The sequence below is a fragment of the Chitinophaga sp. H8 genome, from assembly GCF_040567655.1.
Classification (GTDB): Bacteria; Bacteroidota; Bacteroidia; order Chitinophagales; family Chitinophagaceae; genus Chitinophaga; species Chitinophaga defluvii.
Genome location: NZ_JBEXAC010000002.1, coordinates 1405237 through 1421677, shown reverse-complemented (window position 1 = coordinate 1421677; position 16441 = coordinate 1405237). Strand labels below are relative to the sequence as shown.

The following is a 16441-nucleotide window of genomic DNA, read 5'->3' as shown; positions in this document are numbered from 1 at the left end:
ATCACACTTTTTTGTCCATTTTAGCCAAAAAAGGATCCCAATTGCGCATTTCATAAAAAAAGCCGGCTACTTTTTACAGTAGCCGGCCATTAAATATGCCTGTCATGTTATCTCCCGGTTATTGCGCCTTGTATGCTCAACCGGGTTAAATACACTGATTATTCCTTATCATCCACCCCAATTTGAGATAACTCCATATCCTCTTCATCATCCAGTGGTTTCCACAATTCCTTCTTCTTTGCCTTCTTTAACAAGGCTTTTTCCATCCACAACAACAACGCCGGCAAAATGGTGAGGTTGGTAATCATCGCCATCACCAGCGTCAGGGAGGTTAACCACCCCAATGCTTTGGTACCTCCAAACTCTGAAAAACTAAATATCATAAACCCGGCAAACAGAATCATGGAAGTATAAATTATACTTAATCCTGTTTCGTGAATGGTTTGTTTAACGGTAGCAGATATATCCAGGTCATGATGCGGAAGCTCCTGCTTAAAGTTGACCAGAAACCGGATCGTTACATCAATTGCTATCCCCAACGCTACACTAAATACCAATACAGTAGAAGGTTTGATGGCAATATTGGCCCATCCCATCACCCCGGCAGTTACCACCAGCGGAATGATATTCGGAATCAGGGAAATGATCAGCATCCGCCATGAACGGAACAGGTACAACATACAGAACATGATCAGCACAAAGGCCAGTAAGATACTCTCAGTAAGGCCATTGATAATAAACCGGGTCCCTTCCTGGAAGATAATACTGGTACCGGTAAAGGTGACATGATAGTGCGCAGTGTCAAAAATGGCATTTACCTGCGGGCGTAAGGAGTCCATTAACCGGGGCAGCTTTTCAGAGCCTACATCCGCCATATTCACACTGATACGCGCTATCTGCCGGGTACTATCCATAAAAGAAGATACCAGCTTGGTAAAGGTAGAGGTACCTCCACCTGCTGCTTCTCCACCTTTCATGCGCAGATAAGGGGCCAGAAAACCTATGTCAAACTGATTGGGTACGCTGTAGTTGGTACTGTCTCCGTTATAATAAGCCTGCTTTGCAAATTTAATCCCTTCTACTACCGACAATGGCCGCGCAAAATCCGGCTGCGCACCTACCAGCTTAGTCAGCTCATCCAGCTTATTCAGGGTTTGCAAACTGATCACCCCGTTCTTCTTTTTGGTGTCTACCGCTATTTCCAACGGCATCACGCCCTTAAAATTCCGCTCAAAAAACTTCAGATCGGTATACAGCTTATCCGTTTTAGGCACGTCATCCAGCATATAACCTACTGACTTCAACCGCAACATCCCTACTATAGCTGCTCCCACCACCAATATCGTTACAATGTAGATCGCAGGGCGATATTTGAATACCATGGTATCCAGGAAGCTGAGCACTGCACGGAACATCCGGTTATCCAGGTAACTGGTATGCTTGGTTTTAGGGGGTGGCAGATAACTTAATACTGCTGGCAGGAAAATAAAGGAGATCACAAAGATGAACATGATGTTCAACCCGGCTACTACCCCAAATTCTTTTAAGATGGCACTATTGGTAAAACAAAATACACCAAAGCCAATGGCGGCGGTAATATTGGTGAAAAGGGTCACAATGCCCATCCGCTGGATCATACGTATCAGCGCCTTCGTTTTATTGTTATGCTTGGCATACTCCGTATGGTACTTGTTCAGAAAGTATACGCAGTTGGGAATGCCGATCACCACAATCAATGGCGGGATCAAACCGGTCAGCAAGGTGATTTTGTATCCCATTAACACAATGGTAGCTACCGACCATATTACGCCTATGGCTACCACTACCATCGACATCATCACAGACCCAAAGGAGCGGAAGAACATAAAGAGGATCAGCGCCGTTAGCACAAAGGAGATCTTCAGGAACAATTTCAACTCATCGGCTACCTTCGTGGCCATGATAGTACGTATCAAAGGCAATCCGCTCAACCGTACCTCCGTTTGATGCTTCTTTCCAAAAGCATCGGCCAGCTTCATGATCTCATCTGCTACCTGGGTACGCTTCGCGGAATTAAATACATCCCGGTTCACATAAATAGCCATCAGGTAGGCATTGGTTTCCGGATTGTATAAAAGCCCCTTATAAAATGGCAGCGAATGGAATACCCCCGCCAAACTGTCGATCGTTGCCTGCTGACTCAAATCCCCGTTAAACAACTGTACGGCTGTCAGCTTTTTAGTGCTGTCGTTCTTTACCAGATTAATGGCTAACGGTACACTTAGTATATTTTCTACTGCTGTTATCTTTTTAAGATCCTTATTCAGTTGTACATAGTCTGCGAAAAAACCGGCTTCAAAAAACTTATCGTGCTGTACTCCCAACACGATCATATTCCCATCTTCGCCAAACTGCTTCTTAAACTGCTGATACTGAAGGAATTTAGGATTATCCCTGGGGATAGAAGCTACATAATCATAAGACATCTGCACCTTACTGGCAAAGTATGCCATAACACCCGTACTGGCCAGCAATACAATGAGAAGCGGTAACCGGTATTTTAACACAAAACCTGCTAAGCGTTGCCACATAAAGGATTTCTCAATTTGGTAAATGGCGTAAAGGTAAGTAAAGTTGTATTAAATAATGTGTTGATTTCTGATCATCAAGTTGATAGAATGGATAGTTTTGGGAGAGCTGTTGGTTTTTAGCTGTTAGCTTTTAGCTTAAATGCAGCGGAGAGGAAGTTATACATGTAAACCTATTTTAGGACGAGACCCTATGCTTGAAGCATAGTTAAAGCATGGTTAAAGCATAGTTAAAGCATAGATAGAGTATGAATAGTGCATGAAAGGCTATGAAATGGGTTTAACAAAAACATCCTGCGGGGCAAAATTACCACACAGGCAACAGATCATTAGCATATAACTATCATTGAACCTTCCGCTGCATTGAGCTAAAAGCTAACAGCTAAAAACTAACAGCTAACTGCTAATAGCTAAAAGCTTAATACATAGCTTCCAGCTAATCATTTAATTTAATTGCTATTTTTGAACTATGCGCCTCATTGCCGGCTTCCTGCTATTTTCCCTGTTACTGCTTTGCTCCCTTCAAAATGTGGCGCAACAAGTACCCATTGGGCATTGGCGTAATCACTTACCCTGTCTGCCCGCCAGAGCCGTGGCAACCGGCGAGGGTAAAGTATTTTGTGCCAGCGCCTACAGCCTGTTTTCCGTAGAGGAAGAAGAGCATGCCATTACCCGGTACGACAAAACGGGCGGTATGCATGATATGGGAATCAGCGCCATCGGTTTCGACGAAGCCTCCCGGACGCTCCTGGTGGCTTACCAAAACAGCAACCTGGACCTGCTCCTGGATGGCCGCATATACAACCTGCCTGATATCCTCCGCAAACCCGTTTCCGGCGATAAAACGATCTACAGCATTACCTGCTACAACCGTTTTGCCTATCTCTGTACCGGTATCGGGATCATCGTGGTAAACCTGGATAAACGGGAAATAGCGGATACCTGGAACCCGGACAACAACGGAAATATGGCCCCGGTAACTTCCTTCACTTCCTATGACGGCTACTTTTATGCGGCTACCGCCCAAGGAGTTAAAAAAGGAGCTATTCAGGGCGCCAATCTGGCCAACTACCAAAACTGGATCCCCGTTACAGCCGGACTTCCGGCCGGTGCTGTGGAACAGGTGTTTCAACTGGATAAACAACTCCTGTGCCGCCAGGGTAATCACCTCTGGATCTGGCAAAATAATCAATGGCAGCCCTGGTACACGGATAGCTGGCATCTGACCGGCGCAACCGTTTCAGAGAATACACTGCTCCTCTGCGAAAAACAGTTGTCCTCCGGAGCGGCACGTGTGCTGCAAATAACACCGGAGGCCAGCATTTACCAAACCCTGCAGCATGCACAAATTACGGCTCCTGTACAGGCTACTGTGCAAGGCGATAACATCTGGGTGGCCGACTCACTCCACGGACTGATACTATTCAGCGGCAATACCTACGAAAATCTTACGCCCAATGCACCCCGGAGTATTGCTACCGGCGATATGCTGTTTGCCAATAATACCCTATGGGTAACTGCAGGCGGTGTCAATGACCAATGGCAACCTACCGGCAATAAAAACGGATATTACCGCTTTGAAAAAGAAGAATGGCAGAACTACAATTACCTGCAATATCCGTATCTGGATACTGTACCCGACCTGATCACACTCGCCGCCGATCCTGTCAAAGGAGACATATACATGGGCGCTTTCGGTGGTGGCCTGTTAGCATGGACACCCGATGGTGGTCATACACTTTTTAAACAGCAGGTATTACCCCCTGCGCAAGACAATCCGCAGGCTTACCGTATCAGCGGGCTGGCAGCTGACGCGGCAGGTAATATCTGGATGACTTCCTACGGAGCCCAGCGGGAACTCCTCGTGAAAAAAACAGACCAGTCCTGGCAATCTTTCTTCATCCCGTTTTTTCATATGGGCAATGCCGTTAGTCAGGTATTAACGGATGACTATAACCAGGTATGGATCGTATCTCCTAACGGGAATGGCTTGTTTGTACTGAACTATGGCAGCGATATACAGCACACTGCAGACGACAACTGGCTGCAGCTGCGCGTTGGTGCTACGCAAGGCAATTTACCGGACGATAATGTCAACTGCCTGGCCAAAGATAAAGATGGATATATATGGGTGGGTACCAACAGAGGTATCGGCATCTTTCAATGCGCACAAAACCTCTTCAATGCAGGCAGTTGCGCGGCCTATCTGCCGGTAGTAAAACAAGATGATTTTGCTGGTTTTTTATTTCAGAACGAACAGGTAAATGCCATCACTGTAGATGGGGCCAACCGCAAATGGATAGCTACCCGCAACGGCGTGTGGCTCATCAGCCCGGATGGACAACAGGTAATCCTTCATTTTAATACGGCCAACAGTCCATTGCCGGATAACATCGTTCACAAAATAGCCGTTGATCCGCTAAGTGGAGAAGTATTCTTTGCTACCGGTAAAGGACTGGTTTCCTACCGGGGCACTGCTACAGAAGGCTCCAATACCCCGTCTGATAGTGTACTCGTATTTCCTAACCCGGTTCCTCCGGGATATAGCGGTACCATCGCTATCAGGGGAGTGGTACAAAATGCTATAGTTAAAATTACCGACATCAGTGGTAAACTCATCTATCAAACCCGCGCAGCAGGAGGGCAGGCCGTCTGGAATGGATTGGATTATACCGGCCGCCGCCCGCAAAGTGGTGTATATCTCGTATTTGCCACCAACGACACCGGCCAGGAAAAACTGGTTACCAAACTCGTATTCATCCATTAGCAAATGTGCACCGGATTTTATTTAGTTTTGAAGGTTGTCGGCACAGTGATTTCCTGCACAATGGAACACTGCCGGAAAGTGGGTTAACTATGTTACATAAAACAAGAGGTATTGTACTGCGCACCGTAAAATATGGTGATACCAGCGCTATTGTAAGCATCTTTACAGAGCTGTTTGGTATACAGTCTTACATGGTCAATGGGGTACGGTCCAGTAAACCCAAAGCGGCAAAAGGTAATTTGCTGCAACCAGGCAATATTATGGAACTGGTGGTATATCATCAGGAAGGCAAAAACCTGCAAAGGATCTCAGAGTTTAAACTGGGATACGTGTATAGCGCCATGCAGTTTAATGTGGTAAAAAACACCGTGGCCATTTACCTGATTGAGCTGCTGCAAAAATGCCTGAAAGAACCGGAACAACATCCCGAACTCTATTATTTTGCCGAATATGTGCTGCAGGTGCTGGATCGTTCTGAAATGGCTGTGGTAGCTAATCTACCCTTGTACTTCACATTAAAGGTGGCAGAAAAAATGGGGTTCCGGCTCAATGGAAGCTTCTCAGAGCATACTCCTTTCCTCGATCTGCAGGAAGGTACCTTTACCGACCTGCCGCCTCATCATACGTATTTTCTGGATGAGGTAAACAGTGAGATCACCCACCGCTTATTTCAATCGCAGGATCTGGCGCAGCTGGCTGCTATCACCATGAATAAAGACCGCAGAAGAAAACTCCTATATGCTTACCTGGATTTCTTCAGGCTGCATATGCCGGAATTTACCGAGCTGCATTCTCCGCCTATTTTACATGAGATACTGGATGTCTGAGCAGGTAATTATTGAGCAGGAGTGGATGCGGGCGCACCATCATAATATTTCAGGGCCATTTGCTGACCATCAAATACACCATAGGAGTAATAGTTCAGCCAATCTCCCAGATTAATATAACGGCTGTTATTACCCAGTGCTATTTCCAAAGGCAGATGCCGGTGCCCGAAAATGAAATAATCAAAATGTTCCTTTTGCAAAATCTCTTTGCTGTAAATGGCTAACCATTCATTTTCTTCGCCCAGGAACTTTTCCAATTCCTGCCCCGTAGCAGCCCTGCTTTTACGGCTGAAGTAATTGGCCAGGGAAATACCCCAGGCGGGATGCAAAGCCGAAAATAACCAGCGGCAAAAGGGATTACGGAATACTTTTTTCAAGAACTTATAACCATGATCTCCGGGGCCCAGTCCATCTCCATGTCCGATATAAAATCTGGCGCTGCCTATCTGATAAGTTTGCGGTTCATAATATACCGGGATATCCAGCTCTTCTTCAAAATAACCATTCATCCACATGTCATGGTTACCGATAAATACAGAAATGCCAATCCCCTTATCTTTCAGCTCAGCCAGTTTTCCGAGAATACGGATATAACCTTTCGGGATCACGTGCTTGTATTCAAACCAGAAGTCAAAAATATCGCCCACCAGAAAGATATGCTGCGCATCTTTTGCCACTTCATCCAGCCACTTCACAATCAGCTGTTCCCTTTTCCTGCTGGCAGCAGCATCCGGCGCACCCAGGTGAAAATCTGAAGCGAAATATACTTTCTTATTGGCAGGAAGCTGAATATCCATGAGCTACAACTACTTTTTAATTTCTTGCGGGCAAAGATAGGAAGAAGTACCGGCAGTTGCTAGTTTATCGCTTTTGAAATCAGTAACTACCCAACAGCTGTCATATGCCAGCAGCTGCTTACTCCCGATGCCAGACCCACAAAAAAAGGCCGTCTTTTTCAGAGACGGCCCTTGCGTTTATTATTTTACAGTAACTGTGTTTTTATTCATCTACCAGGAATACATACACTTCTTTAGGTCCATGTATACCTACTACCAGTGTTTTTTCAATGTCGGCAGTACGGCTGGGACCGGAAGCAAATGAAATCGCTGATGGCAGCTCATTACCGTATTTATCCTTCAGTTTGCTGATACCATCTTTCAGGTCAAATACCAACTGATGCGGATAGGCGATGACGATATGAATAGGTGTGTATACCGGAAGTGCTCTGCCGCTTTGCTGGGCTGCACTCAATACAATTGTACCGGTACGGGCAATCAGGTATTCACAATCTGTAATCGCGGCATCTGCACTGTGCATATCTCCCTGATTCAGGAAAGAAAGTGGGAATGGTTGCAACACGGTCAATACTTCCGTGGTTTTACAATACACATTCTTCCATTCTTTATGCTCACTCAATGCTCTCAGATTTTCTACCAGTTCTGCACGGCCGGCACAAAAGATAAACTTCCCCTGTAATTTGGCAAACTCCTCCGCAAACTTTAACTCCAGCCCGTCGCTATCCGGTTTGAAAACGGAAGTGTTGCCTTCCGAATTAGGGAAAGGCAACTGTACCGGCTGACTTAATGCATTCCGTACTTTTTTCAGAATATTTTCCTTAGCAGGAGAAATCTTCATAAACCATTACGCATTAGCAGGTGAAGGAGAAGGGTTGATGATATCTGACGGGTGTACACCATCAGTAGTCATACCTTCTTTATTCAGGTGATGTTCTCTGTGCACATCAAATGGACGCTTACCGATCAGTCTTTCCAGATCTGCCTGGTACAGCACTTCTTTTTGCAGCAGTTCCTGCGCCAGGATTTTTACCTGGTCCAGTTTTTCTGTCAGCAGATTCTTAGTTCTGATATATGCTTTATCAATCAGGATACGTACTTCCTCATCAATCAATTTCGCAGTTTCTTCAGAGTAAGGTTTGGTAAATGACTGATCATTGTTAGGATCATAGAAGGAAACATTTCCTACTTTTTCATTCATACCATATACCGTTACCATAGCATATGCCATACGGGTAATTACCTGCAGGTCATTTTGTGCACCGGTGGATACCTTACCAAATACGATGTCTTCTACTGCACGGCCGCCCAGGGTCATACAGATATCATCCATCAGCTGTTCTGTATTGTACAGGTATTGTTCCTTAGGCAGGTATTGCGCATAACCCAGGGCAGCCACACCACGAGGTACAATAGTTACCTTCACCAGTGGATTAGCATGTTCCAGGTGCCATCCGCAGATAGCATGGCCCGCTTCGTGGTAAGCAATCACTTCTTTTTCTTCCGGAGAGATGATCTTGTTTTTCTTTTCCAGCCCACCGATTACACGGTCTACCGCATCATTAAAATCATCCATTTCCACCTGGTTTTTACCCTTACGGGCAGCAATCAGGGCAGCTTCGTTACATACGTTGGCGATATCTGCTCCGGCAAAACCCGGCGTCATAGAAGCCAGCTTTTTGATATCCAGGTTAGGGGATGTTTTAATGGGTTTCAGGTGTACTTCAAAGATAGATTCCCTGCCAGCCAGATCCGGTTTGTCAATAGAGATCTGACGGTCAAAACGTCCCGGACGCAGCAACGCACTGTCCAGTACATCAGGGCGGTTAGTGGCAGCCAGGATAATAATACCGCTGTCTGTTCCAAAACCATCCATTTCCACCAGCAACTGGTTCAGCGTATTTTCACGCTCATCGTTGCTCATCATCATATTCTTGCCCCTGGCACGGCCAATGGCATCAATTTCATCGATAAAAATGATACAAGGTGCTTTTTCACGGGCTTGCTTAAACAAGTCGCGCACACGGCTGGCACCCACCCCTACAAACAGTTCCACAAAGTCAGAACCGGAAAGGGAGAAGAAAGGTACCTGTGCTTCTCCTGCCATCGCTTTCGCCAGCAGGGTTTTACCAGTACCCGGAGGGCCTACCAGCAATGCACCCTTAGGAATCTTACCGCCCAGGGCAGTATACTTCTTGGGATTTTTCAGGAAGTCTACAATTTCCATTACCTCTACCTTGGCTTCTTCCAGGCCGGCCACATCGTTGAACGTAATGTTAACACGGGTGCCTTTATCAAACAGCGTAGCTTTGGATTTGCCGATATTGAAGATACCACCAGGGCCACCACTACCACCGGCAGGGCCACCCATTTTACGCATCAGCAATACCCACAAACCAATAATCAATACGATCGGCAACAGCAACTGGAACACAGGCTCCAACCAGCTGGTACGGTCCCTGTAAAGCACCTTTACCTGGTTCTCTGCCGGAACACCAGCCTGCGCCTTGTCCATATCGGCTTTAAAGCTCTCTTCGCTACCTATGGTAAACTGATAATGAGGGCCAGGATTTACTGCCCCAAAACGCCCTTTGGCTACTTTATCAAATTTGGGTTCGTTAAGCCGGTCCTGTTTTATGTAAACTTCAACGTATTTCTTGTTTATTACCTCCAGCTTGTCTACATCACCTGGTTTCAGGTAATCCACTTGAAACTCCTGAAAACTGATTTCTTTTGTCTGGGTACGAAAATCAAAAAAGTTCATAGCCAGCAAGGCAATACCTATAAAGGCATATACCCAGTAGATATTGAACTTTGGTCCCTTTTTAGGCGATTTGTCCGAACCTTTGTTATTGTTGGCTCTTTCCATAGTCTTTCACTCCTTACGGATGTTTATTGCAATCAGAAATATATGTAATATTAATACTTAAATAACTGTTTTTGTTCAGTTATCGTGATGATCCATCCGGTCTGCATCGCTCCACATTTCTTCAAGACTGTAGAATTCACGGGGTTCGGGTTGGAAAATATGCACTACCACATTTACGTAATCCACCAGAATCCATTGTTGTGCAGTAAAACCCTCATGTTTGTAAGGGTCCTCTCCGGTATGCTTTTGTACTTCCTCTACCACAAAATCAGCAATGGCTCTTACCTGTGTATTGGAATTTGCTTCACAAATGATAAAGAAATCAGCCACTGCTTCAGGAATATGACGAAGATCCAGGGAAACAATTTTTTCGCCTTTCTTTTCCTGTATGGCCTTTATGATGGTAGTAAAAATCTCACTTTCTCTTGTTAAGCGCGTTTCCGCTTTCTTTCGCGTATTCAGAACGGTTAAGGGTGCCAATAAAATTCACGTTTTTGTTAAAAATATACTTTAATTGTCAAAGTTACTAAACAAGCAGGAAATAAGCGTGGCTAAATCCCCTGCTGGGGCCGTCCAAATGTTAAGAAAACAATAAAATGTGCTAATTTTCCTGCCCGAAAACAGCGCTAAAAAGATTTCTTGTGATTGGACACCCTTTTTACATTTTAGATAAAATAAACAGCACCAATAACTATGCCATGGAGCAGGTAAATAAAGGGGAGGTGACACCCGGTACTGCCTGGTTTGCTATGGAACAAACAGCCGGAAAAGGACAACGGGGTAAACAATGGGTGTCCCCACCCGGCGAAAACATCATGCTCACCGTAGCCCTGCAGCCAAACGGAATACCGCTTTCCAGGCAATTTATGCTGAGCGTTACAGTAGCCCTGGCTACCTATGATTTCTTCTCTAAATACGCAGGGGAAGAAACCTGCATCAAATGGAGCAATGATATTTACTGGCGTGACAGAAAGGCAGGGGGTATCCTGATTGAGAACGTTTTAAGGGGAAATACCTGGCAATATGCCATTATCGGGATGGGGATCAACATTAACCAGGCCCAGTTCCCCGACCATCTGCCCAACCCGGTTTCCCTGAAACAGATTACCGGCAAAACCTGGGACTCCGTAGCCCTGGCCAAAGAACTTTGCAGCTGCCTCCGGCAAAGGATGCAACAACTACACCCCTCCCAATATGAAGCGCTTCTGCAAGAATACAAAAGCCACCTGTTCCGGCTACAGGAACCGGGTCTTTACCTCCTGAACGGTACGTATTTCCAGGGTATTATCCGGGACGTACTGCCCGACGGCCAGCTTTGCCTGGAAAAAAATGGTGAAATGATGCAACTGGGCTTCGGAGAAATAACTTTTGTAGTAACTAAATAGGGGAAAGCCACCCCGCCTACCAGCTCCGGAACTCCTTTTCTTTTTCCTTTCCCAGCTTAAGTAACAATGCCGGTACTTCGGGCGATACGCCGGTTAAGACATACACCCCCGCACCATACTCCCTGGCCAGCGGATTGGCTACGGTACCTATGGTAACACTGGTTGTGGTATAGGCCCGCGCAATCTCATCCGGAGGATCGCCAACAATGATAATGCAACGAACAGTATCCAGCCGTGGAAACCAGAAAACATAATCCGCATTAAAGGATACCACCGCCGGCATTTTACCCCGGTTGTAATAATTCAGCGCACCGGCCTGCCCATAATTATCACAAATTACAATCGTCTTGTTCTTATCTGCCTCCGGTACACCCTCATATGCTTTCAGGGTCAACACTGCCAGCTCCCGCCAGCCCAGCATATCTGCAAAATCCTGCGGTAATGCATGATTCTTGCCATCTTCCCATCTTAACAACCCCAGGGAATTAAACTTCTCCGCTTTCTGCGCAATAGCTTTCGGGCCAAGTATCGGAAAAATAACATTCAGCAAAAAGGCAAATGGTAATACAATCACCAATACCCATACCACCCGCAAACGCCGCGTCCATCCCTGGGTGAAAAAACGCTCCCAATACACACTGCCAAAGGCCAGCAATACCGGATACAACCCCAACGCATAATAATCCTTGGCCTGCAGGTAAATGAATAACAGCAATACAAAAAGATAAGTCCAGCCAATAATCCGGTAAGGCCGGAAAGGCCTATGAAATATAAATCCCACCAACGCTGCTATGATCAGAAAGCCACCTCCCAGAAAAAACACCAGCTGGGATTTCAGAAAGTCCAGCCGGTTTACATTCACCAACTGATACTGTGCCAGCTCCTTCATGTGATGAATAACCGGCAACCCATTCCGGATTTGCCAGATAATATTGGGTAAGGCAATCAGCAATGCAATGCCGCCGGCCCAATAAAGGTATTTGTTAACAAATAATTGCTTCTGCGGTGATAACAAGGCTGCCGGCAACATCCCCACGGCCAGAAACAGTATGTTATATTTATTCAGAAAACCAACCCCTAATACTACGCCCAGCCACAACAACCACTTATAATGCATGGTACGGATGTATTGCAGCAAACAATAAAACAACAACGTCCAGCACAATACATCAAAGGAATTGGGCTGATACAGCATATTCAACCGGGTATAAGCAGAGCAAAGAAACGCGCAGGCGGCCAGCACCTGGGCAAACCAATCCCCTTTTAAGAGCTCTACCATCCGCCAGATCAATACCATCGTCAATACGCCAAACAATACCGGAAAAAACTTCACCCAGAAAACATCATTTCCCAACCATTTGATCAGCAAAGACACCAACGCAGTAAAGGGAGGTACGGAAAGATAACCGGCAGAAATATGACTGGCCATATCCAGATGCAGATACTCATCCCTATGTAGATCATACATCGGATTGATCACTACATACTGCAATACTACCTTCACTAAAATAAAAAACAACAACAGGTATGGATAGGCAAAACGCCTTGTAGGTTGCATCATATCAGATAAGGGTAAATGATAGTTGGATGTAAAGTAAGGAAATCCCTGAAATGATTAAAGCGAAGGTGTTGCAGCCTTTCGTACAACGCCTTCGCTTTAATATTATTTGATCTTGTAACTGCGCTATGGGTGGTGATCCATATGCATACATCAAAGTGTGATGATAAACAAGATTTTGGTTGATAAACGGGTTAACAAATTGTGATTTTTTTAACAGAATATCAAAAATAAAAATGCAACAACATTTCATTTCCATGAAAATGTTCACATTACAACCACTATTATTTACTTAAATTTGGTACATGGCTGTTAATAAATCACAGGTGCAAACGACACGCATCCCAATCATGAAAATCGAAGATTTCCAAAGCGACCTCTTTGAGTTTCCCCGTACACGCCAAACGCCCAAAGCTCCCGCAAAAGGAAGCTTCCATGTTTTTTCCAGAGGTGAAACTGAAGCAACAGGCTCCTTCAAAGCAGATATCGCTGCCAGCAGACGCGACTATTATAAAATCTCGCTTGTTACTGAAGGTACCGGCATCTTCACGCTGGGTGATCAGCGCTTTGAAATAAAACCTCCGGTACTGCTTTTCGTCAATCCATTTGAGGTTAAAACCTGGCACGCTACTTCGGTAGAACAGGACGGATATTACTGCATTTTTACAGAACACCTGTTTGAAACACATCGCAACCAACAGGAGGAATTGCTGCAACATCCGCTTTTTCAAACAGGGGCATCACCTGTACTGCCACTCACCAATGAACAATGCCATTATCTGCAATCCATTTTCCGGCAACTGCAGCGGGAGCAGGAAGAAGCAGATGCCTACAAACAGGAAGCTATTATCATTTACCTCCGGTTATTAATGCTGGAGGCCAGACGCATCAGCACACAGATACACGACATTCATAAACCCATAACGGCAGCCAACCTGCTGGCACAACGCTTTACCAACAAACTGGAAAAACAGTTTCCTATCGAAACTATTCATAACCAGGTAGCACTCAAAACAGCAAAAGCTTTTGCAGAGGCATTAAATACACATCCTAATCACTTAAATGCCTGTGTAAAAAAAGCCACCGGACGTACCGTAAGTGAACATATCCGGCAACGGATCTTATTAGAGGCCCGCTTATTATTACTGCACACCAGCTGGCAGATTGCGGAAATAGCCTGGTGCCTTGGCTTTGAAGATCCGGGCAATTTTACCCACTTCTTTAAAAATGCCAGCGGACAATCACCGCATTTATACCGGATCCACTAATTACTTTGATATTCACAAGTATTCCTTTGACTGCTACAATCCGTAGTACCTGATCCCTGCCTACTTTTGTCATCATAAAATATTAAAACTATGCAGTACAGAACATTAGGTAAAACAGGAGAACAAGTAGCTGCTATAGGACTGGGATGCATGGGCATGTCCTTCGCATATGGCAGCCAGCAGGATTTTAACGAAACAGAATCATTAGCAACACTGGAGCTGGCACTGGAACTGGGTATCAACTTCTGGGACACAGCAGATATGTATGGGCAGGGGGCTAACGAAGAACTGCTTTCCAAAATACTCGCTACTAAAAGAGATAAAGTATTGCTGGCTACTAAATTCGGTTTCCGGTTTAAAGAAGATCGCAGTACCTATTTTGACGGATCACCCAAATATCTGAAACAAGCCTGTGAGGCCAGCCTGAAAAGGTTAAAGGTGGATGTAATAGATCTGTATTATTCCCATCGTGTAGATGCAAACATCCCGATAGAAGATACCGTAGGGGCAATGGCAGAACTGGTAAAAGAAGGTAAGGTCCGTTACCTGGGTCTTTCAGAAGCATCTGCTGCTTCTTTGAAAAAAGCCCATGCCGTGCACCCCATCGCTGCACTGCAAAGTGAATATTCATTGTTCACCCGTGATGTAGAGAAAGAAATTCTTCCTACTGCCCGTGAACTGGGCATTTCACTGGTCGCTTACAGCCCGCTGGGCAGGGGCCTGAACACAGGTACGATCAACAACACCAGCACCTTGGTAGAAGGAGATTTCCGCAGGGGATTGCCACGCTTCCAGGAAGAAAACCTGCAGCAAAATATGCAGGCTGTAAATGCGCTGAATGCAGTGGCACAGCAAAAGGGCTGTACACCGGCACAATTATCACTGGCGTGGTTACTGGCCCAGGGAAGCGATATCATTCCTATCCCCGGTACCAAACGCAGGAAATACCTGCAGGAAAATGCAGCCGCAGCTGATATAACATTAACTGCTGCAGAGCTGTCAGCCATCAATAAAATCCTGGCGGAATCCAGCATAGCGGGTGAGCGTTATACCGCTGGTGCGATGAAGCTGGTTAATAATTAAAACGCACTCCTTGCACATAATAAACGAAGGATCATGAGCAGTTCACTACCGCCATGATCCTTCGTTTGTTCCATTAACAATAAACTTACTTCACTTTATATCCCCAGTCCTGCAACCACTTCACCACTTTGTCTTTATAATCGCCCTGGATCAGGATCTGTCCCTCTTTTGCACTACCGCCGGTACCACACTTCGTTTTCAACTCCTTGCCCAACTTCTCCAGGTCGGCCACTGTGCCCACAAACCCATCTATCAGCGTTACTACTTTACCGGCACGTTGCTTCGTGTCCAGCTTCACCCTCAATTGCTGCTGTGCAGGAGCCAAGGTTTCAATTTCTTCTTGTTCTTCTTTTCCCAAAGAAAAATTGGGGTCTGTAGAGTATACCAGTCCCCCTGGGTTATGTTTCTTTTTCATAGCATTCTTATTTAAACTTTGTCATTCACAATCACCACCAGGGCAGCGGGGCGTACTTTAAACCTTACTTCTCCTCCTGTACTCAGGGCCACGGCATCTCCATCCACCTGCAGGTAAGCCAGCGCTTCACTTTTCACTACAATTTCCTTACCGGTAAAATGTTTCATGTAGCGGGTTTTATCAATCCTGCCCAATAGCGAGTAAATACTTACCGGCAACAAGCTAAAGAATCCCACCGGTGGCATTACACATACATCCAGCTGTCCGTCAAATACATTTGCCTGCGGGGCCAGCTTAAACTCATAACCAAACTGATTACCATTGGCTACCGTTAATAAAAAGGCCCTTTCCTGCAACCGTTTATCGTCAATACCAATGGAATAAGCAGCAGGCTGGTAACGGCGGAACCCACCAATCACCAGCTTCGCATAGCCCCATAATCCCCGCTTTTTAGTATGCCGGAACTGATCCGCTATCAATGCGTCAAATCCTACTCCTGCATTACTTAAAAACAAGTGCTCATTGGCATACCCTACGTCAATAGGTAATTGTTTATTTTGTACAATCAGTTGCAAAGCCTTTGACACATCCAATGGAATCTTCAGCGCACGTGCCAGCCCATTGCCACTCCCCAGCGGTAAAATAGCCAGCGCAGTACGTGTACCTACCAGTCCCTGGGCTATTTCATTGATAGAACCATCTCCTCCCACCGCTACTACGGTATGCACGCCCCTTTCTACCGCTTCTCTGGCAAGGTCGGCCCCATGGCCCAGATAGGCCAGATGCGTAATCTCCACTTCAAAATCCGAAGCAGGTAAATGTTGCCGGATAGCTCCCTCCAGGCGTTTCTCCCTGTCAGTACCAGCTTTCCGGTTGATGATAAATAATATTTTCTTCAAAACAGGGTG

At 45.6% G+C, this 16441-nt stretch carries 13 protein-coding genes; 5 read left to right on the top strand and 8 right to left on the bottom strand.

The genetic code is table 11. The features are described from left to right. Positions 1 to 158 precede the first annotated feature (158 nt). Positions 159 to 2570, bottom strand: coding sequence for an efflux RND transporter permease subunit (locus ABR189_RS19680; protein WP_354662183.1), 2412 nt, complete (start codon positions 2568 to 2570; stop codon positions 159 to 161). Between the two features lie 466 nt (positions 2571 to 3036). On the opposite strand from ABR189_RS19680, the gene porZ reads away from it, so the two are divergent. Together porZ and recO are read left to right on the top strand one after the other, a co-directional pair. Next, positions 3037 to 5334, top strand: a complete 2298-nt coding sequence (gene porZ, locus ABR189_RS19675; protein ID WP_354662182.1) for a type IX secretion system anionic LPS delivery protein PorZ — start codon at positions 3037 to 3039, stop codon at positions 5332 to 5334. Positions 5335 to 5423: 89 nt separating this feature from the next. Further along, positions 5424 to 6161: a DNA repair protein RecO gene (recO, locus tag ABR189_RS19670; protein WP_354662181.1), complete on the top strand. Its 738-nt coding sequence runs from the start codon at positions 5424 to 5426 to the stop codon at positions 6159 to 6161. Positions 6162 to 6169: 8 nt separating this feature from the next. Here the strand turns inward: recO and ABR189_RS19665 are convergent, their stop codons facing one another. From ABR189_RS19665 to rsfS, 4 genes are all read right to left on the bottom strand, one after another. Continuing rightward, positions 6170 to 6958, bottom strand: a complete 789-nt coding sequence (locus ABR189_RS19665; protein ID WP_354662180.1) for a UDP-2,3-diacylglucosamine diphosphatase — start codon at positions 6956 to 6958, stop codon at positions 6170 to 6172. Positions 6959 to 7160: 202 nt separating this feature from the next. Continuing rightward, entirely contained in the window at positions 7161 to 7796 is a 636-nt protein-coding gene (locus tag ABR189_RS19660) for a LutC/YkgG family protein (protein ID WP_354662179.1), read from the bottom strand. A 6-nt stretch (positions 7797 to 7802) separates the two neighbouring features. Continuing rightward, positions 7803 to 9824 carry an ATP-dependent zinc metalloprotease FtsH gene (gene ftsH, locus ABR189_RS19655; RefSeq protein WP_354662178.1) on the bottom strand — a complete coding sequence of 674 codons (2022 nt, stop codon included), beginning with the start codon at positions 9822 to 9824 and terminating at the stop codon, positions 7803 to 7805. A 75-nt stretch (positions 9825 to 9899) separates the two neighbouring features. Then, positions 9900 to 10304 carry a ribosome silencing factor gene (gene rsfS, locus ABR189_RS19650; protein WP_354662177.1) on the bottom strand — a complete coding sequence of 135 codons (405 nt, stop codon included), beginning with the start codon at positions 10302 to 10304 and terminating at the stop codon, positions 9900 to 9902. Positions 10305 to 10465: 161 nt separating this feature from the next. Between rsfS and ABR189_RS19645 the strand changes: the two genes are divergently transcribed. Next, entirely contained in the window at positions 10466 to 11209 is a 744-nt protein-coding gene (locus ABR189_RS19645; RefSeq protein WP_354662176.1) for a biotin--[acetyl-CoA-carboxylase] ligase, read from the top strand. Between the two features lie 16 nt (positions 11210 to 11225). Here ABR189_RS19645 and ABR189_RS19640 read toward each other — a convergent pair whose 3' ends face one another. Continuing rightward, a complete protein-coding gene (locus ABR189_RS19640; RefSeq protein ID WP_354662175.1) occupies positions 11226 to 12770 on the bottom strand; it encodes an ArnT family glycosyltransferase in 1545 nt (514 codons plus the stop codon). Positions 12771 to 13072: 302 nt separating this feature from the next. Here ABR189_RS19640 and ABR189_RS19635 point away from each other — a divergent pair, with 302 nt between their 5' ends. Both ABR189_RS19635 and ABR189_RS19630 read left to right on the top strand, forming a co-directional pair. Continuing rightward, entirely contained in the window at positions 13073 to 14035 is a 963-nt protein-coding gene (locus tag ABR189_RS19635; protein WP_354662174.1) for an AraC family transcriptional regulator, read from the top strand. 90 nt (positions 14036 to 14125) lie between these two features. Further along, a complete protein-coding gene (locus ABR189_RS19630; RefSeq protein WP_354662173.1) occupies positions 14126 to 15118 on the top strand; it encodes an aldo/keto reductase in 993 nt (330 codons plus the stop codon). Positions 15119 to 15203: 85 nt separating this feature from the next. Here ABR189_RS19630 and ABR189_RS19625 read toward each other — a convergent pair whose 3' ends face one another. Both ABR189_RS19625 and ABR189_RS19620 read right to left on the bottom strand, forming a co-directional pair. Further along, the gene (locus tag ABR189_RS19625) at positions 15204 to 15533 is read right to left on the bottom strand and encodes a translation initiation factor (RefSeq protein WP_354662172.1); all 330 of its coding nucleotides are present in this window, start codon (positions 15531 to 15533) and stop codon (positions 15204 to 15206) included. An 11-nt stretch (positions 15534 to 15544) separates the two neighbouring features. Further along, complete coding sequence (locus ABR189_RS19620; RefSeq protein ID WP_354662171.1) at positions 15545 to 16432, bottom strand: diacylglycerol/lipid kinase family protein; 888 nt, start codon at positions 16430 to 16432, stop codon at positions 15545 to 15547. Positions 16433 to 16441 lie beyond the last annotated feature (9 nt).